The organism is Streptomyces sp. NPDC006314, from assembly GCF_040613075.1.
Classification (GTDB): Bacteria; Actinomycetota; Actinomycetes; order Streptomycetales; family Streptomycetaceae; genus Streptomyces.
Genome location: NZ_JBEXRL010000035.1, coordinates 1 through 26,548 on the forward strand (window position 1 = coordinate 1; position 26,548 = coordinate 26,548).

At 69.1% G+C, this 26,548-nt stretch carries 11 protein-coding genes and 4 pseudogenes; 8 read left to right on the forward strand and 7 right to left on the reverse strand.

Annotated features, from left to right (window positions below; all coding sequences use genetic code 11):
• Positions 1-182 precede the first annotated feature (182 nt).
• Together ABZ079_RS35300 and ABZ079_RS35305 are read right to left on the reverse strand one after the other, a co-directional pair.
• Positions 183-406, reverse strand: a pseudogene (locus ABZ079_RS35300) (FAD-dependent thymidylate synthase); the annotation flags it as partial.
• 296 nt (positions 407-702) lie between these two features.
• Positions 703-865 (reverse strand): annotated as a pseudogene (locus ABZ079_RS35305) (dTDP-4-dehydrorhamnose reductase); the annotation flags it as partial.
• 350 nt (positions 866-1,215) lie between these two features.
• On the opposite strand from ABZ079_RS35305, the gene ABZ079_RS35310 reads away from it, so the two are divergent.
• Positions 1,216-3,987: a DUF6603 domain-containing protein gene (locus ABZ079_RS35310; protein ID WP_356943539.1), complete on the forward strand. Its 2,772-nt coding sequence runs from the start codon at positions 1,216-1,218 to the stop codon at positions 3,985-3,987.
• Positions 3,984-6,944 (forward strand): hypothetical protein, encoded by a 2,961-nt coding sequence (locus ABZ079_RS35315; protein ID WP_356943540.1) that lies wholly within the window; start codon positions 3,984-3,986, stop codon positions 6,942-6,944. The genes ABZ079_RS35310 and ABZ079_RS35315 overlap by 4 nt, the downstream gene beginning before the upstream one ends.
• A 64-nt stretch (positions 6,945-7,008) precedes the next feature.
• On the opposite strand, the gene ABZ079_RS35320 is transcribed toward ABZ079_RS35315, so the two are convergent.
• Complete coding sequence (locus ABZ079_RS35320) at positions 7,009-8,652, reverse strand: hypothetical protein (RefSeq protein ID WP_356943541.1); 1,644 nt, start codon at positions 8,650-8,652, stop codon at positions 7,009-7,011.
• 3 nt (positions 8,653-8,655) lie between these two features.
• Entirely contained in the window at positions 8,656-15,807 is a 7,152-nt protein-coding gene (locus ABZ079_RS35325; protein ID WP_356943542.1) for a hypothetical protein, read from the reverse strand.
• A gap of 810 nt (positions 15,808-16,617) precedes the next feature.
• Between ABZ079_RS35325 and ABZ079_RS35330 the strand changes: the two genes are divergently transcribed.
• Both ABZ079_RS35330 and ABZ079_RS35335 read left to right on the forward strand, forming a co-directional pair.
• Complete coding sequence (locus ABZ079_RS35330; protein WP_356943543.1) at positions 16,618-16,989, forward strand: hypothetical protein; 372 nt, start codon at positions 16,618-16,620, stop codon at positions 16,987-16,989.
• 51 nt (positions 16,990-17,040) lie between these two features.
• Positions 17,041-18,168 (forward strand): hypothetical protein, encoded by a 1,128-nt coding sequence (locus ABZ079_RS35335; RefSeq protein ID WP_356943544.1) that lies wholly within the window; start codon positions 17,041-17,043, stop codon positions 18,166-18,168.
• Here the strand turns inward: ABZ079_RS35335 and ABZ079_RS35340 are convergent.
• Positions 18,165-18,926, reverse strand: a complete 762-nt coding sequence (locus ABZ079_RS35340) for a cupin domain-containing protein (RefSeq protein WP_356943545.1) — start codon at positions 18,924-18,926, stop codon at positions 18,165-18,167. The two genes, ABZ079_RS35335 and ABZ079_RS35340, sit on opposite strands and share 4 nt — an antisense overlap.
• 502 nt (positions 18,927-19,428) lie before the next feature.
• Between ABZ079_RS35340 and ABZ079_RS35345 the strand changes: the two genes are divergently transcribed.
• The 4 genes and pseudogenes from ABZ079_RS35345 to ABZ079_RS35360 all read left to right on the forward strand — a co-directional run.
• Positions 19,429-20,157 carry a TnsA-like heteromeric transposase endonuclease subunit gene (locus ABZ079_RS35345; protein WP_356943556.1) on the forward strand — a complete coding sequence of 243 codons (729 nt, stop codon included), beginning with the start codon at positions 19,429-19,431 and terminating at the stop codon, positions 20,155-20,157.
• Between the two features lie 906 nt (positions 20,158-21,063).
• Positions 21,064-22,257 carry a Mu transposase C-terminal domain-containing protein gene (locus ABZ079_RS35350; protein WP_356943546.1) on the forward strand — a complete coding sequence of 398 codons (1,194 nt, stop codon included), beginning with the start codon at positions 21,064-21,066 and terminating at the stop codon, positions 22,255-22,257.
• Positions 22,251-23,384 carry an ATP-binding protein gene (locus tag ABZ079_RS35355; protein ID WP_356943547.1) on the forward strand — a complete coding sequence of 378 codons (1,134 nt, stop codon included), beginning with the start codon at positions 22,251-22,253 and terminating at the stop codon, positions 23,382-23,384. Before ABZ079_RS35350 ends, ABZ079_RS35355 begins: the two co-directional genes overlap by 7 nt.
• Positions 23,385-23,895: 511 nt before the next feature.
• Positions 23,896-25,615 (forward strand): annotated as a pseudogene (locus tag ABZ079_RS35360) (Helicase associated domain protein); the annotation flags it as partial.
• Here ABZ079_RS35360 and ABZ079_RS35365 read toward each other — a convergent pair.
• Both ABZ079_RS35365 and ABZ079_RS35370 read right to left on the reverse strand, forming a co-directional pair.
• Positions 25,609-25,965, reverse strand: a complete 357-nt coding sequence (locus ABZ079_RS35365) for a hypothetical protein (protein WP_356943548.1) — start codon at positions 25,963-25,965, stop codon at positions 25,609-25,611. The pseudogene ABZ079_RS35360 and the gene ABZ079_RS35365 sit on opposite strands and share 7 nt — an antisense overlap.
• A gap of 90 nt (positions 25,966-26,055) precedes the next feature.
• Positions 26,056-26,268, reverse strand: a pseudogene (locus ABZ079_RS35370) (helicase associated domain-containing protein); the annotation flags it as partial.
• Positions 26,269-26,548: the final 280 nt, after the last annotated feature.

Genomic DNA, 26,548 nt, shown 5'->3' on the forward strand with positions numbered 1-26,548 from the left:
GGAAGCACGCAGCCATGACGACAGACCGGGCGTTCCTGGGATGAGACAGGAACAAGCAGCATCCCGCCCCACTCGTCACCCCACTCGGACCACAAACCCCGACCGCATCTGCCGCCTTTTCCGCACCGCCATCCGGCACTACAAAAATCCTCCAAGGCAGTTAAGGTGAAAACGACCTCTAAGAACGTCATCGATGTGTGCTGGAACGCGCTGCGGTGCCGATGCCGCATCAGGTAGTTGATCAAGCCCTGCGAGCGCTCGGGATCCTTCTTCAGATCCTCAAGGGACTGCTCGCCGGCGGTGGGAGACACGGGCGGCGAAGAGCACGTCGGCGTCCGAAGCGTCTAGATTTCACCAGCTCTACGGTGGCATCGCTGCGGCACAGGGGCTCGGGGGGCGTGGGCATGCGGCTCCGATCAAGACGAGGGAACGGCGGCCGCCTCAGTCTTCCGGCATGGCCTGGAAGTGTTCCCGCCGCTGTGAATCGGCCAAGGATCAGGGTCCGTTCCACGGTAGGGGAGTCTGCTTGGTTCTGTGGCCAGGCAGTGCGCTTCTCGGCCGTTGGTCGTGTTTCGGCAGGTCACGGGACGCGAGCAGACGCGAGTTTTGGCGAACTTGCGCGAACTTGTGAACTCAGGTCAGTCAGGGTCAACCGGGGTCACCTGCTGGTTTGCAAATTGACCGAATTCCGTCGGTATCTTGCAGGTCGCTGACGTGTACGGGGCAGCGGATGTCGTCGGTGAACAGGACGCTGGTTCGGGTGCCGGACGCAAGGTCGTGCACCATGCGCACGGGTGCCGACCGTTGGTCGCCCGATGATCAGGGAGGTACGGGCCACGACGGCATCCGGGTACACGACATAGACGGCCCCCTCGCCAGACTGTGAGGGGGCCGTCGAGCAGCAGATCGGGCGCCAGTTGGCGACGCCTCCTCTCTTGTCGACCCTGCCGTTGTTGTTCCGGGTCAGCGCGGGCTCGAGCGTCCGCGCGACCCGCACAGGTCGAATAGCCTCGAGTTCGTGCCTGGGGCGGGTGCCGGCGCTGAACGTCGTCGGTCTGACCATGCCATCAGTGCGCGGCTTCGTCCTGCTCGCCGGCGGTCGCGGACCGGCCACGATCCGCGACCGACAACCGTGAACTCGCCACGGAAGCGCGGGCGATCTACTGTCGAAGGAGCACCGCATTTTCCGCGATTCCGCTGGGAAGGCGAGCGGAAATGGACTCGAACACACTCTTGAAGACCGTGTCGGTGCTGTTCTGGAAGCTGGCCGACGACGCGGCCCGCACCCTACGGCACCCGCTGGCAGGCCTCAAGGCGCTTACCGGCGAGCACTCGGCACTGCAGGACAGGCTCCTGGAGCCGCTGACTGCCCTCCCCGACAGCCATGCCCTGCTGCGGCTGATGCGCGACGTACTCGGCGACGTCACCGACGCCGGATCACCCGTCCGCGCCCACGGATGGGAGCGCACACCAGGAGCGCCACGCGGTCTGGCCCTCGTAGTGACCGACGGCGCCTCCCGCGCCGTGCTCGCCGTGTCACCCGGGCCGGACGACACCGGACCGACCGTCGATGTCGTCGTCACCCCGGGCGTGACGTTCAGCCGCGCACACCCCGACGGCCTCTGGAGCGTCACCGCCCAAGCGCAGTCCCAGGACGCCTGGACCGCGTCCTTCTCTCCCGGCGGCGCGTCCGTAACACCGGCGGGCACCGCAACGATCACCCTGGCCCATCGTGCTCAGATCACCTGCGGCCCGGCCGACGGGCCGCACATCTCGATGGACGCCCTCCACCTCAAGGCGACAGCGTCACCTCAGGTCCCCTTCGCCGCCGAACTCGGCGTGCTGGGCTTCCAAGCCGCCGTACTGCCGCCCGCGCTCTCGTCCTTCCTAGGCGACAGCGGCGCCACGACCACCCGCAAGACCGACTTCGCCATCCGGGCGAGCCGCGCGGACGGCCTGCGCTTCAAGGACGGCGGCACCCGCCTCGAACTCCGCGTCAGCCTGAACCTGCCGGGCGCAACCGCACGGCGCTTCGCACTGGAACTCAACGACGACGGCACCGGCGTCGTCCTCAGACCCACCCTGTCCCTGTTCGCGCAACCGGCCGCCCTCCCGCTGAGCGCCGACCTCGACGGCCTGGGGCTCAGCTTGCCCGTCAGCTTCGACGCCGACCGGATCGGTGTCGACCCCCTGCGCATCACGGCGAACTTCCCCACCGGAATGGGCATCGGGCTCGCCGCTGGCCCGGTCTCCGGCGGCGGGGCGGTGCAGCAGCGCGGTGAAGCCGGCAGTGGCGCGTACGCGGGCGTCCTGGACGTCGACCTCGGCGTGGTCCGCGTACAGGCGATCGGACTGCTGCAACTCCCCGTGAATGAAAAGCAGTTGTCGTTCCTGGTGCTGCTCGGTGCGGAGTTCGGGTATCCGGGGATCCAGCTCAGCTTCGGCTTCGCACTCGACGGGGTCGGCGGCCTGGTCGGCGTCAACCGGCGCGTCGACGAGGAGCGTCTACGCGGGCTGGTCCTCGACGGCAACGCCGACCGGATCCTGTTCCCGGGCAACGCCGTCGCCCGTGCCGACGAGATAGCGGGCTCCCTGGAAGCCTGTTTCCCGGTCGCGAGGAGCCGGTTCGTTATCGGCCCGATGGTGCGCATCACCTGGGGCGGCCGGATGGTCTCCCTGTCCGCCGCGCTCATCCTGGACCTGCCCGACCCGGTACGGGCCTTCCTCGTCGGCCGGCTGACGATCGCCCTGCCGGATCCCTTCGTGCCGCTCATCCGGCTCCAGGCCAACGTCTTCGGCAAGATCGACCCCGGTGTGCCGTCGGTCGAGCTGCTGGCGACCCTCACCGGGTCGCGCATCGTCGGCCTGCCCGTCGCCGGTGAGTTCTTCCTGCTGCTGCGCGGCGGCCGGGAGGCGGTGTTCGTCGTGTCCGCCGGCGGCTTCCACCCGCGCTACGCCCGCCCGCCCGGCGTACCCCAACTGCAGCGCCTTTCCATGGACCTGGGCAACGGAATCATCAGTCTGCGCGCGGAGGCATATCTGGCGCTGACCTCGAACTCGCTGCAGTTCGGCGCCAACCTGCACCTCGACGCGGTGATCGCCGGGTGCGGTGTGGAGGGCTACCTCGGCCTCGACGCGCTCTTCGTGTGGGAGCCTACGCTGTCCTTCGCCGTGCATGTGTACGCCGGGGTCGCCGTCCTCGCGTTCGGCGAGCGACTGGCCGCCGTAGGGCTCGACTTCACCCTGGAAGGGCCCGCGCCCTGGCACGCGTTCGGCACTGGAACCATCTCCGTGCTGTTCTGGGACGTGTCCTTGGACTTCGACGAGCGGTGGGGCGAACTCCCGGCGTCGGCTGCCCGGGCCGAGGACATCCTCCCGCTGTTGCGCGACGCGCTGGCCAAGCCGGACGCCTGGACGGCCGAGCGCAGCCCGGCGGACCGCAGCGGCCTCCGGTACACCGACGCGGCCAACAAATCGCTGGCCCGCGGCGAGGTGGCGGCACCGGACGCGACCTTCCGTGTAAGTCAGAAGGTCGTACCGCTCGAGAGGCCGATCACCCGGTTCCACCGGGTGGGTGTGCCCGAGCAGTCGTGGTGGATCACCCCTGTCGAGCGTGCGACGGACGAACCGATGGATACCTTCGGACCGCTCACGGAGCCGTTCGTACCCGGCGAGTTCTTCGCGATGAACGACGAGGAGCAACTGTCCCGGCCGGCCTTCGAAGACTGCACGAGCGGCGTCCGGCTGTCCGATACGGACGTCCGGATCGGCTCACGGCACCTCGTCGACGAGAGCTACGAGACCGGCTACAAGGTCGAGCCGGGCTGGTTCACCGGTCCGCCGCCGCAGAACGGCCGGGCCCTGGCCGGTACCGGAGCGTTCGTCCTCGAAGGCTTCGCCCGCCCTGTGCGCGCGGCCGAGAGGGCCGACCGGTGGCGTGCCGCGCAACGACCGATCGACACGATGAAGGTGGAGATCCTGCGATGACCCGCCGTTGGTTCATCTCGTCCACAGGGGTCGGCGCCGCGGCCGACGCGACATCGGTGACGGGCTCCAGGCCGTCGTTCAGCCCCGCCGTCCGTATCACCCGGGCGATCAAAGGCATGGAGGACGAGACCTTCCCCGACCGCCCCGGCCCCGCCCTCCAGCTCCTCGGCCCCGGCGACACCATCGGCTTCGACCGCGCGGTGGTCGTACGGGAGGAACCGCCGCCGGGATGCCCGAACAGCCCGGCCAACTTCCTCGCTCATGTGGAGTTCTCGGACGCGAGCCTCCCGTGGCTGCTCAGCTTCCCGGCCGCCCGGAAAGTGCCATGGCTGGCCCTGCTCGTCCTGCGCGACGACGAGGGCGACCTGAAGCAGGGTGTCCCGCTGCCCGTAGTCGAAGCCCCCGCGACCGCACTGCCCGACCTGGGCGACGCCTGGGCGTGGGTACACGTCGAGGCGCGGGTGGAGGACGGCGAGACCCCCGACGGCGCCGTCACCCGGGATGTACGCAGCGGCGTCGACAACGTCGTCGCCCGGCTGATCTGCCCGCGCGCGCTCGATCCGGGCCAAGGCTGGCTGGCGTGCGTGGTCCCGGCCACCAAAGCGGGCGTCGCCGCCGGTCTCGGCGACACACCGCCGCCGGACGGCACCGCCCCGGCATGGTCGCCCGGACAGCCGCACGCCCGGCTGCCCGTCTATCACTCGTGGCACTTTCGCACCGGGCCGAAAGGATCGTTCGAGGACCTCGCCCGCAAGGTCGCACCGGTCGAGGGAGACAGCCTCGACGGCTTCGGCTCCCGCACCGTGGACGTACGCCACCCGTGGCCGCACAAGGACGTACTGCAGGGCGTGGCACCCGCGCAGGTCACCGTGCCCGTCCACGGCGCCCTGCGGCTGCCGCACACCGACACCGCGAAAGACGTGTGGAGCGACACGGCCAGCATGCAGAAGTTCCGTGAGCTGATCGTCGACCACCTGGACGCGCCAGCGGCCCGGCGGCAGCCCGACCGGGTGGGGATGCCGCCGGACCGCGATGAGAAGGCCGTCGCCGCACCCCTGTACGGAAGCCACCACACCGGCGCGCAGCAGGTTCCCGCGGACGGCTGGATGAACGAGCTGAACACACAGGTGAAATATCGCATCGCGGCCGCGATCGGCGCCCGCTACGTCCAGCTGGAACAGGAATTCCTGATGGCCCGCGCCTGGGAGCAGGTCGGGGAGGTCAACGAGGCGAACCAGGCCCTCGCGGCCACGGAACTCGCCGCCGAGGCCGCCCGGGCGGCACAGGCCAAACACCTCGACCCCATGCGGACCGCCCCGCTTACCGAACTGTCCTCGCTCTACCGTGACGTCGTCGAGACCGAGGAGGAGGGCACGGGCGGACAGCCGGTCGCGAGGCTGCTGCGCCACTCAGCCGTCCCGGACGGCGTCGCCACGACGGCTTTCGTCCGGCTGACCCGCCCCGGCGGCGCGCTCCGCCGCCGCAGCAGCCGGGCCATGCAGGTGGCGGCGGCCGCGGTGCCAGCGTCGGCAGCGGTCCCGGCGAGTGACGTGAGCGCGCCGGCCGCTGCGCCCTTCCTCAGCCGGGCCCTGAACGCCTCGAAGCTCTCCTTGCCATCGACCTGGCTTGCCGGGGTCGACCGCTCCGCAACCCCGCCGGCCGGCGAAGTCGTACACGGGCCGATGGCCGCATCGGAGGCCCGTGCCGGCGACCCGTCGGCCGCCTTCGCATCCCAAACCCTCAACGATGTGCTGTTCGGGCTGTGGATGATCGCCGTCGACTTCTGCGAGGAAGGCATCGCAAGCCCGATGTTCCCCGAGTTCGGCAACCCGAGACAGGAGCTCGAAGCCCTCTTCGTCATGAAGCAAGAACGGGAACAGCCGGGCGAGCCTCATGCGGCGGCGCGGCCGCCAGCGCGGCAGGGGGCCCTGCGCGGGATCCGTCGGAAGATCAGCGCCGAGGAGCGAGCCACACCCCTACTGGCCGCAGCCGGTCTGGGCATGACGTCCGGCACACTCGTCGAGCGCATCCGGAGCGCTATCCGCCCGGTCCCGCAGGCTATGGGGCACATGACGTCGCGTCTCGGCCAGGTGGTGATGGGCGAACGCACCGACCAGGATGCCCGCCCGCTGCGCCCGATCATGACCCACCCGGAGTTCGGGTTCCCGGTCGGGGCGGAGCTGCTGACCCGCTGGCCCGAATGGGCCGTACCGGGCATCTCGGCCTTCCCTGACGACTCTTCGACGCTCCTCGAACCCAACCCGGCCTTCGTGGAGGCGATGCTGGTCGGACTGAACCAGGAGTTCAACCGCGAGCTCAGGTGGCGCGAGTATCCGACGGACGAGGCGGGCACACCGTTCTCCCGCTTCTGGCCGCCGGGCGGCGCCGCCCCCGGCTACGGCGAGATCGCCCGCTGGGGGCTGGACGACAAGCTGGGCGACCACGACCCCGACCGAGGCACGAGCCTTCTCGTCGTCCTGATCCGCGGCGAGGTACTGCAGCGGTATCCGGGCACCGTCGTCCTCGCCGCCAAGTCCGTGGACCGGAAGGTGGAAAGCCCGGACGTCATCTGGAAGGAACCCAGGTTCGTGCTGCCCGTGGACGAACGCACCAACCTGTACGGGTTCGCCGGCCTGACCGCTGCGCAGGCCGTCGCCGAGCACTGGATGTTCGTGATGCGCGAACCCATGCGCGGTGCCCAGTTCGGCTTCGATGTCCGCACGCCCCAATCCCCGCCGTTCGACTCCTGGGCCAACCTCACCTGGGACGAGGTCCCGACAGTGAACGGATTCGTCGTACCGAGGGTGACCGGCGGACGCCCGCCCGCCCTCGGCCCCGGCCAGGACCCTCCCGGTTGGGAGGGCCTGGACGCTTCGAATTTCGCGCGGATCCTCTTCCAGCGCCCGTTCCAGCTGGCGTTCTCGGCGAGCGCGATGGTCGGCGAACCGCCTGAATGACGAAACCGCTGCTTCGCGCCACCGTCACTTGCTTCGCGCCACCGTCGGCCGCGGCACGTACCGCCTACGGCCATGTCTCGGACGGCCGGACCACGTCGAAGTGCAGTCCGCTGGAACTCTCGCCGCTGCTGGGGTTTTTCTCGCGGCGGACCCACTCGTGCCAGGAGCCGTCGAACCACCGCGCGAGCACCGGGCGGCGGGTGACCAGCGCTCCCTCCCTCGGCACCTCCTCCTCGTGCACCCAGTGGTCGGTGTGCAGCAGACGGCCGAGCGGCTTCGATTCCGCGTCCGGCTGCAGCAGTGGCACGAGGGCGAACCGGATCGACGCCGCCGTCATCGCGTGCGGCACGAGCGGCAGCCAGTAGTCGGGCACGATCGTCTGCACCGCGTACGAACCGACCGGGTTGGGCGGTGGCCCCTGCGGGGCGTTGGGCAGCCAGCGCGCCCTGCGGTCGATGTGCTCGCCCCGGGCATCAGTGAAGGACGTCTCGACGGCCCATGCGAGATTGGCCAGTTCGTCGCGAGCGAGCGTCACCGATTCGAGCCGCTCGCCGACGGCGCCTTGTCCGGACGGAAGGAGCAGCAGTCCGTCGTCGGCGCCGGTGACCGTGAACAGGTTCCAGTGGGGGTTGTCGCGCCCGGCGCGTTCGACAGTGTGCGTGGCGCCGAACGAGTCGGTGACGACGATCGGCTTCAGCGTCGTCAGCGAACCGGTCGGCACTTCCAGCGGGACCAGGAACCAGTCGTTGCCGTAGACCTCCGAGAAGGCGATCATCAGCAGGCGTCCGGTGTCCAGTGCGGAGACGTCAGTCGACCCGAAGTCCAGTTGGGCGTCCTCCATCTCCCAGAAGCGGTCGGCAGGGATTCCGCCGAAGCATACGGTCGAGGGGACCACCTCGTGATGGAACGACCTGACGGGTGCGGAGGACGTTGCCGGTGCCGGTGAGGCAGCGGGGTCGAGATCCACACTGAACCAGTCCAGGCCGTCACCGAGGTACTCCTCGGCATGGAAGACCCGGTCGCCGAACGAGAAGTCCGCGCTGTGCTCGAAGCGGTGCGGATCGAAGGTGTCGAGCGCATCGGGCGTAGCGGGTCCGGCGGGGACTGTCGAGGGAGCGACCCCGTGCCACCAGCCGATCCACCGTTCGCCGACGGCGGCCAGCCCCGGCACGCGCAGCCCGTCGCCGTCCAGATCCTTGGCCAGTGAGACCGCGTCGGGGACCTCGGGCGCGAGCAGCGTGACGAAGCTCGTCGGCGCCGCGGGCATCGGCTCAAACGCGTATACGGCTATGACCTGTGGGAGTTTGGACGTCAGGCCCGCCTCGTCCAGCAGCCGGACGAAATGCGCGCCGCCTTCCACGCGCAGGTATTCGTCCGGCCCGGCGCCGTACTCCGACTCGACGAGCGCATCGAGCGGACCGGTCGTCGGGTCGTAGGGCACCCAGGGCCGGGGACCATCCGGTGTCGGCGGATCCCCCTGACCTGCCGGCCGCCATGCGGAAATGAGGGTGCTGTGCCCGTCGATCTGCGCGAGCACGGGCGAGCCGGCGTCCTGGCCGGCGAATTCGCCGAACTGCCACTGCCGGACGAGGGCCCATGCCGGATCGTGGACGCGGGCCGCAAGCCCGGAGGCCACCTCGTGGGTACGCGAGAGCGGCTCCAGCCGGAACCGGAAGAATCCGCTGTGCTCAAACGCTGTCCGGGGCATCGGCTACTCCTCCGCCAACTCGATCCAGAAGTCCTCCAGCATCGACGCCAGCGCCGTGGTGCCGAAGTCGCCCACCCGGCAGGCGGGGAGTATGTCGTCGATCAGCGGAAGATCGGCTAGGTCGACCGCGCGCATCTTGACCAGCTCCAGGGTGTCGCGGACCACCAGGGCCAATCCGTCCGCGGTCCAGCCGCGTACGGGATTGGGTGGCACGGCGATCAGAACGGCCTGCGGCGCCTTCGCGTCGGGCCGGTCGAAGTGGAACGCCACTCCGGTCATCTCCGATTCCACCGGGACCGGGTCCTGGCCCGTCTTCGTCGCGGCCAGCGCATCGGCGCCGGGCAGCACCTCGGCCCACTCGTCGAAGACGATCCCCGCGATCGGTTGGCCGGTGGGCAGATCGGCTGGTGTGTGGCAGACCAGGTGTTGACGGGCGCGGGGCCGCTTGAGGGGGTCGAAGGTCCCGCCGATCCATGCGCCGCCCCGGGGCAGCTGCGACGCGGACAGCCGACAGGGACGACCGGCACGGGCGCCCGCCAGCAGAAGCGTCTCGTGCCAGGTCCGGGCCGCCGGCCGGACCGTGCCGACGCGGCGCACCCAGTCGGCCACGGCCGCGCCGGACGTACCGGACGCGGGAGCGGGCAGCGCGGCGCCGGGCAGCAGCGCGGTGAGCGGAAGAGGGGTGCCGAGCAGCTCGCCTAGGACGCGGGTCACGTTGCCCAGCCAGCCGGGAGCGGTCGCGTCCGCGGCAAGTGCCTTGAGGCGGGTCAGGTCGCCCTCGATGCCGAGGCTGTTGCGCAGCCCGGCGTCAGCGAGGCCGGCGACGAAGCCCGCGACCCGCCGCCGCACTTCCTCGTTGTCGGGGACCGGCAGGTCGGGGCCGCCGGGCTGGTCTTCGGAAACGTGTGCCGGCAGCAGGGGGCCGGCCCCCGCCAGCAGGCCCTGGATACGGCCGGCGACCGCGCGTAGCTCGTCCCATCCCCGGCCGAACTCGACCTCCGTCGCGGAGATCTGGGATAGCCGACCGAGTCTGGCGTACAGCCTGCGGTGCGTGCTGCCAGCGGCATCCAGCACCAGTCCCAGCGCGCTGAACCCGATCCGTTCGAGCGTGACGTCGAACGGCCTCGACTCCGATCCGTCCTTGACTCTACCGGCCAGCTTCCATGCGGCGGCAGGCCCGAGGAGACCCGCCGCCCAGGCGTCCACCCGCGGTTCGAGTTCGGAGAACAGGTCCGCACCCCACCCGGCAGGACGCGATGGGGCGGCGGGCAGCACAGCCGCGATGCGATGGGTGACGGCGCGCCCCCGGTGCGGGGTGCGCAGTACGTCGAACCGATCCGGTACGTGCTGACCGCTGCCCAGGGTGTCGGCGGCCAGGCCAGCCCGCATGGGATTCCCGCCGACGAGCTGGTGCACGCTCTCGGCGAGCAGCAGGTCGCTCACCGCGTCCAGCGCGTCGACCAGATCGTTCAGCAGGGGAAGGACCAGCGGGTCGGCGGCTGGCCGCCCCTGGGCGAGCAGCAGCCCGTCCACCGTGCCGGCCGCGTGGGCCCGCGCGAGCGCGATGCCGTCGACGACGTTCCGGGCGGCGATCGCCGCGGAACTGCGCGCCCAGAGCTCGGGGTCGGGCTGCCCGGTCGTGGGCTCGGGGGCGACCGGAGCGGGGAACGTCTGCCGGAACTTGTCCTTCTCCCGGTCCAGATCCGTATCGTGCAGAGCCCGCTCGAAGCGGTACCCGAGCAGCGCCCCCAGGTTCTGACCGCGCCGGACCCCGCCGAGCAGCCAGCGGGCTGTCCTGGCCCGCCGGGAGGTCAGGTCGACGGCGAGAGGCGAGAGCGCACCGTCGGCCTGGGGTTGGGGCTGCCCGTCGACGGGCGGCGGAGCCTCGTCGCGATGAGCCAGATAGCCGGACCGGAGCACGGCTGCGGTGGCCGCGTGGTGCAGCGAGGGGGCGTGCACGTACCCGTCGGACGGCTTCGCCGAACCGGGGTAGAGGTTCTCCACCCAGCCGTAGCCGCCGAGGCGGATGCCGGTGGTGCCGGCCGCCCTGCTCTCGCCGAGCCTCTTGGTGGCCAAGGAGGTCGCCCACGCGTCCCACCGGTGGGAGTAGACGTCGAGCAACTCGAAGGCCAGCGGCAGAAATTCACTCGGCGAAACTCCGGCGAGGGCTTTCAGACCCGCCGCCATCGCATCGGCCGCCGACAGCCCCGGCCGTACGGATTCGATGATCTCGGCTGCGTCGGCCTCGGCCGTCGGCCCGCCCTGCCGTCGTGTGAAGACCAGCCGGTCGACGGCCTGGGGGATCGTGAAGGCGATGTCCGTCTCGTCGCCGAAGAAGCCGCCAGTATGGGTGTGGAAGACATCCCGGCTGTCGCCGTTCAGCATCAGTGGAACGAAGTCGCTGGGCTTCTGCGTCGCCGTGCTGAAGCGGAAGTGCCCGAAGACGGTCGGCTTGCGGTCGGGGGAAGGCAAGCCCTCACCGGTCAACGGCCAACGTTCCACGTACTGCTCGTCGGTGAGCTGGTTGCGGAGTACCGCCACGGCGTCAGCGAGATGCCGGTGGCTGGCGTCGAAGAGGTCTGGATATTTGTCGGCGTTCGGTGCAAGGCGTTTCGGTACGAGGGAGTAGTCCGGTTCCGTGGTGTCGGAAGTCCAGGACAAGTTGCTGATCAGCTCGGACGGAATGGTCCATCGCACTCCCGACCGGACGCCGGGAACCGCCACCGTGGGACTGGGCGCGCGTTTGCTGACGCCGTCCCACTTCTCGTGTCCGCCCCGGGACGTCGTTTCGCGGCGGATCACGAAGTCGTTCGACACCGGAAGCCTCGACAGGATGTCCGCGGCGATCCGGTCGGCCGGCGTGCCGTCGGTCACGCGCGGGATCCAGCCCGGCGCGAGCGCGCCCCTCCAGTGATGGCGCAGCCGCTGCAGCCAGGGCAGGATCAGCGCGTCGGCGCCGTCCGGGCGGTCCGCAACCCACTCGTCGACAGCCGTCACCGGGAGGAAACCGTACGGTTGCCGCCCGAGCCGGACGGTCGGAAGAGGTCCGCGGCTGCGGACGTGCTCGGCCAGATGAGCCCGCACCTTCTGCCACCGGGCGTTGGCCTGCTCGCGCTCCTCTTCCGACAGCGCGGTGCCGCTGTCGAGCATGAGCGATTCCGTTTGGAACGCGAATATCAGCGCCCACCAGCTCAGCTGCGACAGCGCGGCGATGGGTCCGTCGCCGTCGTGCCCGGCACCCGGGCACTCCGCGAGGAACGCCGCGTCACCGGTTCCCGGACCGGGTCCAGCTCCGCTTACGGCGTCCAGTCCGAGTGCTCGTGCCAGGCGGGCGGCGTCGGTACGGTCCGCCAGAGCGGGCAGCGGGCCGGGCGGCATCGGTACCGGACGGGAAGACCACGCAGAGCGGGTCTCCGGCGTGTTGTTCGTCGGCATGCCGGGCGAGAGGAAGCCCAGTCCGTCGGTGAACGCGTGACCGTGCAAGTTTCGGCGCAGCCGTTCCGCCCCGGCTTCCGGTGGCAGGTCGCTGACCCCGATGACGAAGAGCTCGTCCAGGTGGTCGCATCCCGCGGGCAGGGCCAGTACGGCCCCCATGCCGGCGGCTACCGCGGCGTCAAAGTCGATCGCCCACTGCGCATGCCCGTGGTCGGGCGCGGACTCGTCGGCGGCGAGCAGGCCGAGCGGGAGCGGGTCGGGGATGGCCGTGCCGGTCTGGTCGACGACCGCCTGCCCGCCGACAAACCCGAGGAAGCGCCACTGGGTGGGCAGCGTGGACACCTCGGGAGCCTGCCTGCGCGCCGGATCCCGCAGCCGAGGGGCGGGCGCGCCAGGGCGTGTGGCACGCGTGGCCCATGCCGCGCGCGGTGCGGACACGGTACCGAGGAGTGTCCTCCACGCCCGGTCGCCCGGATCTGCCCAGTAGGCGCGGGCCGCTTCGAGCTCGTGGCGAGTCAGAGCCGGCTCGAACGCGTCGACATGTATGTCGTCGGGGTACACCCGCACCTTGATGCTGCGTTTGTCGGCGGCCCACTTCGTCTCGATGCGCACGGGCAGTAGTGCGATCGGCACGTTGGTCCGCTCGCCGAACAGGGGGGCCTCGGCGTCGAGCGCGGTGGTGAGCTGCTGAGCGGCGCCGTCGAGCCGGGTGCGCAGGACGGCGAGTTCTTCGCGCCGCCGGTCCTGGTTCTTCTCGGCCCCGCGCACAAACCCGTGGATAGTGCCACCGAAGTTCGGATGATGCGTCGGGGCCCCCATGCGCTGCCACTCGTGAATCCTGCCCAGCGTCACCTCCCTGGCGTCCACGTCGATCACCTTGATGTCGTGCTCCAGGCGAACCACGTCGAGCGCGCGGCGCAGTGCGAACGGGCTGCCCCGGGGCGCCAGTGGCGCCGCCAGGGAAAGTATCAACGCGTCAGGCCCGTCGAGCCTTGCAATCACCCCGTCGACACCGAGACTGAACTGGAAGCGAACGCCCGGCACTCCGACCGCCGTCAGCACGTAGACAGCCGCCGGAATGAGTGTGACCTGATGGGCGACGCTGCGTGAAAGGGCACCGGCGGACCAGCCCAACAACTCCGGCATCAGATCATGTGGCAAAGCCCGCCCGTCCACGGTGACCACGAAGCCGGAAATGGTCAGTGTGCGCCAGGAAGCCACGGCGAAACGGGAGTACCGCGGATCCAGCACGATCCGCCCGTCGGTCGTCACCGCGAAACGGAAGTCGGCCATGCCCCTGGCGAGAATGAACATGTAGCTCTGACCCGGCATCAGGGTGAGCTCATGGGTAGTCGTCCGCGAAAGAGGCCCCGCTGACCACCCGAGAAGCTCCGGATTCAGATCATGGGACAACGCCCGCGCATCAACCGTCACCTTGAACCCGCGCAGCGTGAGGGTTCGTTCAGCGACCTCGGCAAACGCCGCATGTTCCGGGCCGATACTGATCCGTCCGTCGGTCGTCACCGCGAAACGGAAGTCGGCCATACCCCTGGCGAGGATGAACATGTAGCTCTGACCCGGCATCAGGGTGAGCTCATGGGTAGTCGTCCGCTTCAGCGGACCGGCAGTCCACCCGAGAAGCTCCGGATTCAGATCATGGGACAGAGCTGTCGCGTCAATGGTTACCTTGAACCCGCGCAGCGTCAGGGTCCGCTCAGCGGCCTCGGCAAACGCGGCATGTTCCGGGCCGATACTGATCCGCCCGTCGGTCGTCACCGCGAAACGGAAGTCGGCCATGCCCCTGGCGAGAATGAACATGTAGCTCTGACCCGGCATCAGGGTCAGCTCGTGGGTGGTCGTCCGCGAAAGAGGCCCCGCTGACCACCCGAGAAGCTCAGGGTTCAGATCGTGAGACAGAGCTGTCGCGTCAATGGTTACCTTGAACCCGCGCAGCGTCAGGGTGAGCCCGCTCACCTCCGCGAAGCCGACATGATCGGGGTGGAGACTCACCTGCCCGTCGGTCGTCACCGCGAAACGGAAGTCGGCCATACCCCTGGCGAGGATGAACATGTAGCTCTGGCCCGGCATCAGGGTGAGCTCGTGGGTGGTCGTCCGCTTCAGCGGACCGGCAGTCCACCCGAGAAGCTCAGGGTTCAGATCATGGGACAGAGCTGTCGCGTCGATGGTTACCTTGAACCCGCGCAGCGTCAGGGTCCGCTCAGCGACCTCGGCAAACGCCGCATGTTCCGGGCCAATACTGATCCGCCCGTCGGTCGTCACCGCGAAACGGAAGTCGGCCATACCCCTGGCGAGAATGAACATGTAGCTCTGACCCGGCATCAGGGTCAGCTCATGGGTAGTCGTCCGCTTCAGCGGACCGGCAGTCCACCCGAGAAGCTCCGGATTCAGATCATGGGACAGAGCTGTCGCGTCGATGGTTACCTTGAACCCGCGCAGCGTCAGCGTCCGCTCAGCGACCTCAGCAAACGCCGCATGTTCCGGGCCAATACTGATCCGCCCGTCGGTCGTCACCGCGAAACGGAAGTCGGCCATACCCCTGGCGAGAATGAACATGTAGCTCTGACCCGGCATCAGGGTCAGCTCATGGGTAGTCGTCCGCTTCAGCGGACCGGCAGTCCACCCGAGAAGCTCCGGATTCAGATCATGGGACAGAGCTGTCGCGTCAATGGTTACCTTGAACCCGCGCAGCGTCAGCGTCCGCTCAGCGACCTCAGCAAACGCCGCATGTTCCGGGCCAATACTGATCCGCCCGTCGGTCGTCACCGCGAAACGGAAGTCGGCCATACCCCTGGCGAGAATGAACATGTAGCTCTGACCCGGCATCAGGGTCAGCTCATGGGTAGTCGTCCGCTTCAGCGGACCGGCAGTCCACCCGAGAAGCTCCGGATTCAGATCATGGGACAGAGCTGTCGCGTCAATGGTTACCTTGAACCCGCGCAGCGTCAGGGTGAGCCCGCTCACCTCCGCGAAGCCGACGTGGTCTGGGTGGAGTCTCACCTGTCCGTCGGGCGTCACCGCGAAACGGAAGTCCTCGAAGCCTCGCGACAGGACCAATCCGTAGCCCTCGGCAGGGATCAGAACCAATTCATGGACGGTGGCGCGCGAAAGCACCGAGTCGTTTCCGTTGAGGAACGGCCGAAGGTCGTGGGAGAGGGCTCGGCCGTCGATGGTGACGGTGATTCCGTGGATGGTGACCAGGGGTGTGCCGTTGGGGGAGACACCGACCGAGCCGCACTGCGCCACGGTTTCGGCCAGGCGCACCGCTCCGTCGACACCTACGTCGAACAACGGCACCACTACCCTCGGGCCGGGGACGAATCCGTACCCCTCGGCTGGCAGGAGCGTCAGCTCGTGGGCCGTGCTCCTCGAGAACCGTGCCGCGCTGCCCTTGAGGAATGCCTCCAGGTCATGCGACAGCGCCCGCCCGTCGAGCGTGACGGGGAAGCCGCGGAGAATCAGCGTGCTGGTGCCGCGTCCTCCGAGGAAGACGTCGTTGGCGGCGTTGTACTCGACGAACCCCTCTTGCGTGACCTGGAATTCGAAGCTCGCCGGCCGGCCGGGGACCTGCTCGATGCCGTAGACCCCGGGAGCGAGGGAGAGCACAGGCGCGCTCGCGCCGTCTACGACATCTGGGCTGTGTCCTGAGACAGAAAACTTGGTGAAGGTCAAACCACTGCTGTCGATTCTGATCTCGGCCATGTCGCTTCCCTGTGGCTCTGAACATCCTGGAAGACGACGCCCCGGCGACTGAGATGTCCCGATAACTCCGTGTCGTGCCAAAGGAAGGGGAGCACAGAGCCGGGGTTTGGGCGTTGCACCCAGCTGAGCCGGGGACTGCACGCGCCGACCTGCTCATGTCTTCACATCCAGAATGTCACGGCGACCTCCGGTTGCAACAAGGATCAATGTCGCCGAGCGCGGTGCACTCGGCTGTGCGCGCATGTGACATCCTCGGATTCCACCGCGCCACGGGGACAGCGAGGCGTGAGGTCAGGGACATCGTTACTTCCCTGGGCGGAGGAGAAGCACACCCCGCGCCAGGAGTGCGCGCCTCCCCTTCGGTGAGGATCGCCCGAGCTTGGCGAACTGGGCAGACGGCAGCGGCGTGCTTCGAGCCACCAAGGACCATTTCGCCGGCGTCCGTGTATCGGCCGAGGAGGAGAGACGGTCGACTTACGGTGCCACTGACACCTCTCAAGGCCGCCACCTTCTACGAAGCGGCAGTCACACTCGCATCACTCCCGCTCCAGGCGAGATCAGTTTGAAGACGGACCCGGTGGCGGAAGCCGCGCAGCGCCTGCGCACCGTCTGTTCGGCAGGTGGCCCGCGTTTGTGGGAGAATCGACTTACCGGGGGCAGTGATGTGAGCGCCCACGTGGACAGGGACGGAATGTCCTCCGCCACGACTCGCCCCCTCGACGCTGGCGCGGTATGTACGCGCCCCCACGCACACGACGAGTTGGCGCGCCGACGTGTGCAAGCAGCCCCGCCCTCTCAAGGAGGCATCCGGTGGCCGTACACACGATAGTGATCGAGGACATGCACACGTCGCCTGGATCGCCGCGGCAGCTGTTCGTCGTGCTGACCGATCCGTTTTTCCCCTTCATCAGTAAGACATGGGCCATCACCATGCCGAACAACTGGGTACGGACAGGCGCCGGGGAATTCAGGATTGTTGGCTTCGATTCCCGCACGGTCGAGCTGAGGCAGGGCGCTTGGCAGGACGTGGATACCCGCGTTCAGCTCTTCATGAATTTCCCGAGTGACTGCGTGCCGAACCCCGACGGGACGTTCAAGACCGGAACGGGAATCTATACGCGACCACAGGATGCGCCCAGATCGCTCAAGTGGATCGGCAGGAACATCCTGCCCGAGCCCTAGCGGGGTTGCTCTCACCCGCATTCTCGGCACGATGCCGTCCGGAGGTTTGACATGCCCGTACCCGCGGCGAGCGAGCCGCCGCCTGATGACTTTGCGCAGTCCCGCGAAGAAGTCGCCATCACGGGCACGGGACACCTCCGCGCCCTGACCGACCTCGACCCCGACCAGTTCCCGTCCGACCTGCTCGAGGCGCGAGCCGTAATGGAGGAATTGCTCAGCGGCCAGGCCGACCAGCGCGGCGAAGTCCGGTCTGCGGCGGACGTGACCGACATGACGAACATCCAGGGGGTCGGTATCGGCAGATCGGCATCATCCGGACAGCAGACGCTGAACGTCTACCTGGCGCAGCCACGGGAGACCGAGGACGTCGAATCGTTGCTCGTCGAACGCTTGCGTGTCGGGGCTGCAGCGTCACCGCAGGTCCCCGTGGTGCCGGTCGTCACGGGGATGATCAAACCCCAGGCTTACACGTTTCACAAACGACCGGCGCCCGGGGGAATTTCGGTCCATCGCACACCTACGTCACGGCCCACATCCGGCACCCTCGGCTGCCTGGCCACCGGCCGGTCAGATCCACGCGACAAGAGAACACTCCTCCTCGGCTGCAACCACGTTCTCGCGAACAACAACAACGCCCAGCTCGGGGACGTCATCATTCAACCCGGTGGGCGTGACGGCGGATCCTCCCCGCAGGATCTGATCGCCGTTCTGGAGCGTTTCGTCGAGCTGAAGTTCGACGGGTCCATCAATTCCGTCGACGGTGCGACGGCCTGGGCCGCTCCTTCCAACGTGAGCCCGAACATCCTGATGACCGGAGTGCTCGGCCCCGTCGAGGTGCCGATCAGCTCCACCACCGCAGCGGTGACACTGGACTCACTCGTCTTCAAGAGCGGGCGCACAACGGAAATCACAGCAGGCATCGTCCGGGAGGTCGGCGCTTCCCACTGGGTCGAATATCCGATGGGAAAAGCCTTCTTCTCTGGTGGTATCGGAATAGAGGGAACCCTAGGTCACTTCAGCGAAGAGGGGGATTCGGGTTCGATCGTTTGGAAGCTTGAATTTGTCCGCAACCCCGTCGGGATGATATACGGCGGTACCGAAACTTTCAGCAGGTCGTTCGCACATCCGATAGACATCGTCACCCAGGCACTTGATGTCTTCATCATCGACACGCTCTAGATCGCAGAGGGCTCGTTGAGCGGGTCGTCGGGCCCGTCCCCGGCCAGGTCGGCGAGGACGTCCGGGATGATGCGGCTCTGCAGGATCTGCGCGTACGGGTAGGTGTACAACGGCACGGCCACCGAGACGGAGAAGGAGTCCTGGGTGCCGACGTGGAAGACCCGGCGGGGCAGAAAGAGGGCGTCGCCCGGCTCCAGAAGGAAGTGCTCGGCCTCCTCCAGCAGCGCGCGGTAGTCGCCCATGGTGGGCTCCTTGCCGCCGGTGAGCTTCTCGTACTGCTCGGCGGGCCAGCAATAGAAGTTCTTGGCGTTGGGGCCGAGGTGGACGAGGAAGGCGTCCTCGTAGCCCTCGTGGATCCCGAAGGCGGTGCCCGCGTAGTTCCCGGCGAAGGCGACCTGTTCGGCGCCGCCCAGCGGCAGGCCCCACCCGTCGATGAGGGTCTTGAGGAAGGTGCCGAGGCCGGCGGCGAGGGCGGGGCTGACGGTCTCCAGGTTGTTGATGACCAGGGAGAACCGCTCGGCGCCGGCGAGGTCCTGCATCCACGGCACGAAGGCGTCCACGCCCCCGTCCCAGGACGGGGCAGTCAGCGCCTGGGGCAGGAGGTCGTCGCGGCGGGCCTCGCCGACGTAGACGCGGGCGTGCGCCTTGATGTCGGTGCCGGCGGCGTGGGCCCGACGGATGGCCTCGAACCCGGTCAGGACGTCATCCGGGCCGGCTGCGGTGGCGGGGATGATGCCCTTGGAAGGAGAAGAAGGCACCCGGTTCGGGGACGATGTGGCGGGCTGCGGTACCCGCCGATCAGCGCAGGCTGATCACCAGCACCATCGAGAGCGCCGAGGAGCAGCTGCTGCAGCTGCGCGGGGTGTAAACCGGGCCGACCTCCGACGTCGCCCGGCGGCTGCTGCGCGGCCTCGGACACAGCGCCGGCCTGATCGAGAACGCCTGGAAACGGACCGCCCTGGCAGCGGTGAACGGCGGCGTGCCCTTGGAAGAGGTGGCCCGGTGGGTGGACATGCCCGTCGAGGTGCTCCAAAAGATGCTGACCGCGGACAGGCGGGAGAACGGCGGCTGAGAGCGATGCGCCAGGGCGAGTCGGCTGTTAGCTGATACGGCACTCGTTCGTGGCAGAAACACTGAAAATGGCGGTTCGGGCGGGCGGGAGCGGCTTGGCTGGCGCGGGTGACCAGCACAGGAGCGGCCCGGCACCGGAGCCAGGCAGGGCGAGCGGCCGTGGACCAGGGCGGCGGGGGGTTCGAGGCGGTGTTCCTCGACCCGGTGGGGCAGGCGGTGCAGCAGCGGTGGGCGGATGCCGCCATGACCGTGGCGTTCGAGGACTTGCCGCCGGTGTCGGCGTTCCCGGTGGTCCCGGGGCGACGCTGGGGGCCGGGCCTGTGGTGGTCGGCGACCACAGGGCGGCACGTGTCCGCCGGGTCGAACGCGATGCGCGCCCAGCTGATGGTCCTGGACCGCGACCCGGACGTGACGGGCCTGGCGGGGCGGCCGGTGCGGCTGCTGTGGCGCACCCCGCGTGGACAGGTGCGTTCCTGGGTGCCGCAGCTCTTCGCCCGCCGTGCCGACGGCACCGCGCTGCTCGCCGACTGCCCCAGCCACGCGGGCGCCGGCGGCGAACGCGCCAGGAAGGCCACCGAGGCAGTCGCGCAGGCGTGCGCGGACATCGGCTGGACCTACCGGCGCCTCCCACCGCTCGACGGCGTCCTGGCCGCCAACCTGAAATGGCTGGCCGGCTACCGCCACCCCCGCAACGCAGGCCGGCCCGGCCTGACGGAGGCCGTCCTGGCGGCGTTCACGCGGCCGCGGCCGCTGATCGAGGGCACCGAAGCGGTCGGCGACCCGATCGAGGTCCTCCCCTGTGTCTTCCACGCCCTGTGGCACGGACAGCTGACGGCCTGCCTGGACACGCCACTGCACGAACGCGTCACCGTCGGCCCGCAGGGCTGGAGCGGCCCCGAGACGGGGGATGCCGGGTGACCGCGCGGCGCAATGCCCGACCGGCCGTGACCGTCGGTGCACGCGTCCGCTTCCGTGGAGTGCCGTGGCAGGTCGTCGGCCTCTCGGGGCAGGAGATTCGGCTCGTCGGCCCGGACGGCGGCGGCCAAGCCGTGCTCGCCGAGCACCTGTTCGCCGACCCCGGCTTCACCGTCATCGGCGCCGACGCGCCGCAGGCGGCCCCGCAGTGGGGGCTGTTCGAGACCGCCCCCGCCGCGGCGCGTGAGAAAGCGCTGGCGTGGCAGCGGCACGTCAGGGAAGTCGAATGCGGCCTGGTCGGCGGGCCCGGCAGCGAAGGAGTAGTACAGCCGCAGTACGACCCCGAGCGGCACACGCTGGCCGAACGCGAGCAGGCCAAAGCGGAAGAGCTGACCGCGCTGGGCGTCGGACGGGTGTCGCGCACCACGGTGCAGCGCATGCGGCTCGCCTACCGCAAACAAGGCCTGTGGGGGCTCCTCGACCACCGCACCACCCGCGCCTCCAGCCCCACCGGCCGGGCCGACGAACGGGTCGTCGCCGCCGTCCGCGAAGCGCTGCGCCGCCGCCGCGGCCGCTCCCGCGGCACCATCAACGGCCTGTTCCCGCTGATCAACCAGATCCTTGAAGACCGTCACGGCCCCGGCACGGTGCCCGCGCCGTCCCAAGCCACGCTGTACCGCCTGGTCACTACCTTGGCCCGGCCCGGTGAACTGCCCACCGGGCCGGTGAGGCAGGTGCCGGCGAGCGTCGACGGGCGGTTTCACCCCAGCTACGGCGCTGCGGCCCGGCGAACAGGTCCAGGTCGACACCACCCGCCTGGACGTCCTCGCCCTCTTCGACGACGGGCGCCTGGCCCGGCCCGAACTCACCATCGCTGTCGACGTCGCCACCCGCGCCATCCTCGCCGCCGTGCTGTGCCCGAGTGCGACCAAGGCCGTCGACGCGGCCCTGCTGCTGGCGGAGATGGCCGTCCCGCACCCCGCCCGGCCGACCTGGCCGGACATCCTGCGCATGGACCACACTCCCGCACTCCCCCACCGTCAGCTGGCCGCGCTCGACGAGCGGCTGGCCGGCGCGGCGGCCCGGCCCGTCGTCCTGCCCGAGACGATCGTCGTCGACCGCGGCAAAGTCTTCGTCTCCGCCGCATTCACCGCCGCCTGCGAGCACCTCGGCATCAGCGTCCAGCCCGCCCCGCCCCGCGCCCCCACCGCCAAAGGCATTGTCGAGCGGACCTTCGGCACCATCAACGCGCTGTTCTGCCAGCACCTGCCCGGCTACACCGGATCCGACGTCACCCGCCGCGGCCCCGACACCGAGAAAGACACCTGCTACAGCGTCGCCCAACTGCAGGACCTGCTTGATGAGTGGCTGGTGCACTACCACCACCGGCCCCACGAAGGCCTGCGCCACCCGATGATGCCCCGCAAAGCCCTCACGCCGAACCAGATGTGGGCCGCGCTCGTCGCCGTCGCCGGACACGTCTCCGTCCCGCTGACCGGCCGCGACTACCTCGAGCTGTTGCCCGTGCGCTGGCAGGCGATCACCCCCGCCGGCATCACCATCCACCACCGCACCTACGACCACGATCTCCTCGCCCCGTACCGCGGCCAGGCCTCCCCCGTCGCGGGCCGGGGCGGGAAATGGGAGATCCACTACAACCCCCACGACGTGCGCCAGATCTGGATCCGCCTCCCCGACGGTGACCTCACCGAAATCCCCTGGATCCACCGCGACCACGTCCACCAGCCGTTCAACGACCACACCTGGCAGCACATCCGAAGCCACGCCCACCGCAACAACCACGACGACAGTCAGCAGCATGAGGCCGGCCTGGCCGACGCCCTCGACCAGCTCATGCGCCGTGTCCACAGCGGCCACGCCACCACCACCGAACAAGCTCTCCTGGCCCGCGCCACCACGCTGCCGGTTCCCGCCGCACGGCACCCGCAATACGGCACCGGCCCCATAACCGGCGAGTCGGCGCAGCACGGCGAGGACGACAGCATCGACGACCTCGACGACCTCCCCGAGGACGACACCCGCCCCGCCGCGGTCGCCGGATTCGGGCTCTACGACGCATACGAGGAAGCCGACAAGTGGTGAACACCCGCCCCCACCCCGCAGCGCACCAACCGCGCAGCGCACCCGCCGACGCGGGCAGCGGCAACACGGCCGAGCCGTCCTGGCCCCTGACCACCTGGCAGGGCTGGCAGCGTTTCGCCACCACCGACCCCGTCTCCCCGCCCCAGCCCGACGACCCGCCCCGCAGCCGCGACGAACGCCTCGCCTACCACTCCGCGTTCGTCACCATCCGCACCCCCGCCATCAGCCAACTCGCCACCCAGGTCCGCACCCTGATGATCCTCGGCCGCCATCAGCAGACCACCGCCCGGCCCTCCCTCATCGTCACCGGACCCGCCGCCGCCGGCAAAACCACCGCCCTGCTGAACGTCGGCCGCGCCTGCCACCTCGCCCACACCCGCAAAAACCCCGCACCGCCCGGATCAGCCCACTCCACGGCACCCGTGGCGTACGTCCTCGTCCCGCCCGGCGCCACCGCGAAAACCCTCATCACCGAGTTCGCCCGCTACCTCGGCATCCCCACCACCACCCGCATGACCCAGACCCAGATCACCGACGCCGTCTGCCACACCTACACCCAAGCCGGCGTCCAACTCGTCCTCATCGACGAAATCCACCGCCTCAACCCCCGCACCACCACCGGCGCCCAGGCCGCCGACCTGCTCAAAGACCTCACCGAACGCCTCCCCGCGACGTTCGTCTACGCCGGCATCAACGTCACCGACACACCCCTGTTCAGCGGCACCCCCGGCGCCCAGCTCGCCGGCCGCGCCACCCTCATCACCTGCGGCCCCCTCCCCGCCCGCCACGGCACCCGCGAACCCTTCCGCGACGTCATCACCGACATCGAGAACGCCCTCGACCTCACCCACCACAAACCCGGCGTCCTCCTCCGGCACACCGCCTACCTCCACCAGCGCACCGCCGGCCGCATCGGATCTCTCACAAGACTTATCCGCCAAGCAGCCATCACCGCCATCCACGACGGTACCGAACGCATCACCAAAGCTGCCCTCAGACGCCGTACAACTCGACCACCTCGCCGAACAACACAACCGCCCCACCCGCAGCCGCTAACCCCCACCCACCGACCAGGCAAAACAGCGTTGACCAGCACAAACGCCAACCGAGCCTTTACGCGCTGGTGAAACCCACAACGAGCCCGGTCCCACTCAGCGCACACGACACAACCCCAGCTCACACCCCGAACTGCCCGCTGGAACCGTGCACCCGGCCTCTCTCAACGAACCCACAACATCGCAGGCCAACAAACACTCGGCACACCAACAAACCCCCCTCCGAGCGTTAATCGGGGTCTCGTCCCTGCGCGGGCCGGAGGCATCCTTCCCGAACACCACGGCCGTGGACGAGCTGGTCGCCTGGGCGCGGCCGTTGGACAAGGTCACCGTGTTCGCCACGTACGCCTCCCTCGGGCTCGGCACCCTGGAACGCGCGCACGCCGCCGGCCTTCCCGGGTGGGACCTCATCGTCGTGGACGAAGCCCACCGGTGTTCGGGCCGGATCGGGAAACCGTGGGCAGTCGTCCACGACAACACCCGCATCCCCGCCCTGCGCCGGCTGTACATGACCGCCACGCCCCGGCTGTGGCAGCCGGACGAGGACTCCGGGCCGGGTGTGCCAGGCGAACTGGTCGCGTCGATGGAGGACAACCCGGCTTCACCGTTCGGCACCAGGTGTTTCACCCTGACGCTCTCGGAGGCCGTAGACAGGGGCATCTGTGCCCCCTACCAGGTGGTGTGCGTAGACATCACCGACACCCAGCTCCAAGCCGCCCAGCTCCTGGGCGAGGACGCACGATCCGAGCAGGTGCGCGGGGCCCGGCTCGCCGCGCTCCAGACCGCGCTGGTGAAGGCCTCAGCCGAGGAAGGTTTCCGCAGGACGCTCGTCTTCCGCCACGTCGTCAAGGAAGCTGAGGCGTTCGCGGCCGGCCTTCCCGACGTCGCCGAACGGCTGCACGCCGCCGAGCCGGAGCTGTACCCGCGCACTATCTGGGCCAACTGGCTGTGCGGCGAGCACAAGCCCCTCCACCGCCGCCGCGTCCTGGACGAGTTCGCCGACGGGATCGCCACCGATGGCACCGTCGTAGAGAAGAGCTACCTCGGGTCCGTGAAGGTCCTGGGAGAAGGCGTTGATACGCCCCGATGTGACTCCGTGTACTTCGCGGACGTCCGCGGCTCCATGCCCGACCTCGTCCAAGCCGTCGGCCGCGCCCTACGCATCCGCCCCGGCGAGGGCAAGGTCGCTTCGCTGGTCGTCCCTGTCCTGCTCGGGCCCGGGGAGACAGCCGACAACATGCTCACCAGCAGGGCGTTCGCCGGCCTGGCCAGGCTCTTGGAAGCTCTCCGCGCGCACGACGCCCGCGTCGTGGAGGCACTGGCCGAGCCCCAGGCGCAGAGCCGTGGGCGTACAGAGCCGCTCATGGGGCGAGGAAGGCGAGGCTGCCGAGGGTGACCGAAGCAACCGGCTGTCGGTACCGGCCCGGGAGCTACTGAAGTTCAGCACTCCTCGTGACCCTGCTCAGCTGGCGGCGTTCATCAACCTGCGAGTGCTCCACCCTGAGCATCAGCACTGGCGGCGCGGCATCGAAGCCGCCACCCTCTACCACCGGCTCCACGGCGACCTGCGCGTGCCGTTCACCTACCGCGTCCCCGGCCGCGACGGCCAAGAGGCGGAAGCCGAGGGGTGGCCGGCCACGCTCGCCGCCTTCCCGCTGGGGCAATGGATCGCCGACGCCCGAAGGTTCTACGCCCGCGGCGACATGGATGAGGACCGGATCGCGCAGCTGGAGAAGCTGGGCATGGTCTGGTCACACTACGACGTCGCCTGGGAGGAGGGCCTGGCCGCCGCCCGTGGGTGGGCGGCTGAGGCGGGCCACCTCCTGGCGCCGACAGACGGCACCTACAAGGGATACCGGGTAGGCATCTGGCTCAAGAACGCCCGGGCCGCCGCCCGCAAGGCTGCCGAGATCGAGCAGCGGCGCGCCGAAGATCTGCCGGTGGGCTCGGCGGCCGGCGCGCTGTCACAGGAGCGGCGTGAGCAGCTGGACGCGATCGACCCGTCGTGGTGCCCCGCCTGGCCCGTGGACTGGCAACGCGCCTTCCACCTCACCCGCATGCACCTGGAGGCCGGCGGCGAGCTGCCCACGGAGCCGGACGTGGTCGTATGCCAGGGCGAAGACCTCGGACGATGGGTACGCGCACAGCGGCACGGCTTCGACAAACTCACCGGCGCCCAGCAATGGCTGTGCGAACACATCCTCCGGATCCAGCCCGCAGCCGATCACGAGAAACCGCCCCCGCGTCGCACCCAAGCCGACAAATGGGCCATGAACTACGCCGCCACCAAGCAGTACTACCAGACGAGGTCTTCGGTGGGGTGAGTCATCCGTACGTTGCTGTTGATGACTTCCACCACTGCGTGGAGACCGGTTGTGAACTGGCCAGTGGACAGGATGAGAAAGCGGTCCTGTGCCTGTGCCAGGAAGGCGGGGAAGCCGGAGAGATCGGTATTGCCAAGATTGAGGAAGTCCACCAGCCGTCGGAAGAGCTTCGGCAGGATTACCACGTCGTTGGTGAGCGAGGACATGCCGGTGACGGTCGCCCCGCTGAGGGTGACGTCCTCGGTCCACAGCCCCTTGACGGGCGCGGCCTGCGTCTGGGTCAGTGCCTGGGCCGAACCACCCCCCAGCCAGCACACCTCGAAGGACATCCGTACGCACTCGGTACGCAAAAGGAACGCTCTAGGAACGCAGCACGTACCTTCAAGAGACTCGAGACCGGTCCTGCTCATAGGCAGGTACCATCGCATGCCGATTGCGGCCAGCTGCTCGACGCGTTCGGGCGTGAGTGTCGCGGCTCTGGATCTCTGGTTGCTGACCCAGGCCCCGAGCCGGAGCTCCCGTTCCACCGCCTCCTGGTCCTCGCTGCTGCCGCCGCTCCCATTGCCGCCGACGACGATCCGTTCGACGTGCTTGCGCGGTACGCGCAGGTGGCCTTCGCGCTCACCCCACCGAAGACCTCGTCTTCGAAGAACGCGTCTTCGAAGAATCCTGATCCTTCGGAAGGAACCTGATGGACCGCGGCAGTCAGCTCAGCGCGCAGGTCCTGGAAGGGATCGTCGTGGAAGAGATTGCTGTAGTAGGTCGGATAGGCCAGCCCTGTCTTGAGCAGGTGGTGGTTAACGGTGGTGCGGAGTCGGGTTACGTCGAGTAAGGTGTCTGTCCCGCTATCGCCAGGGGGCGTGCCGCGGCCGGCCATGGCGATGCAACGGCCGCCGATGTCCGCACTACGAG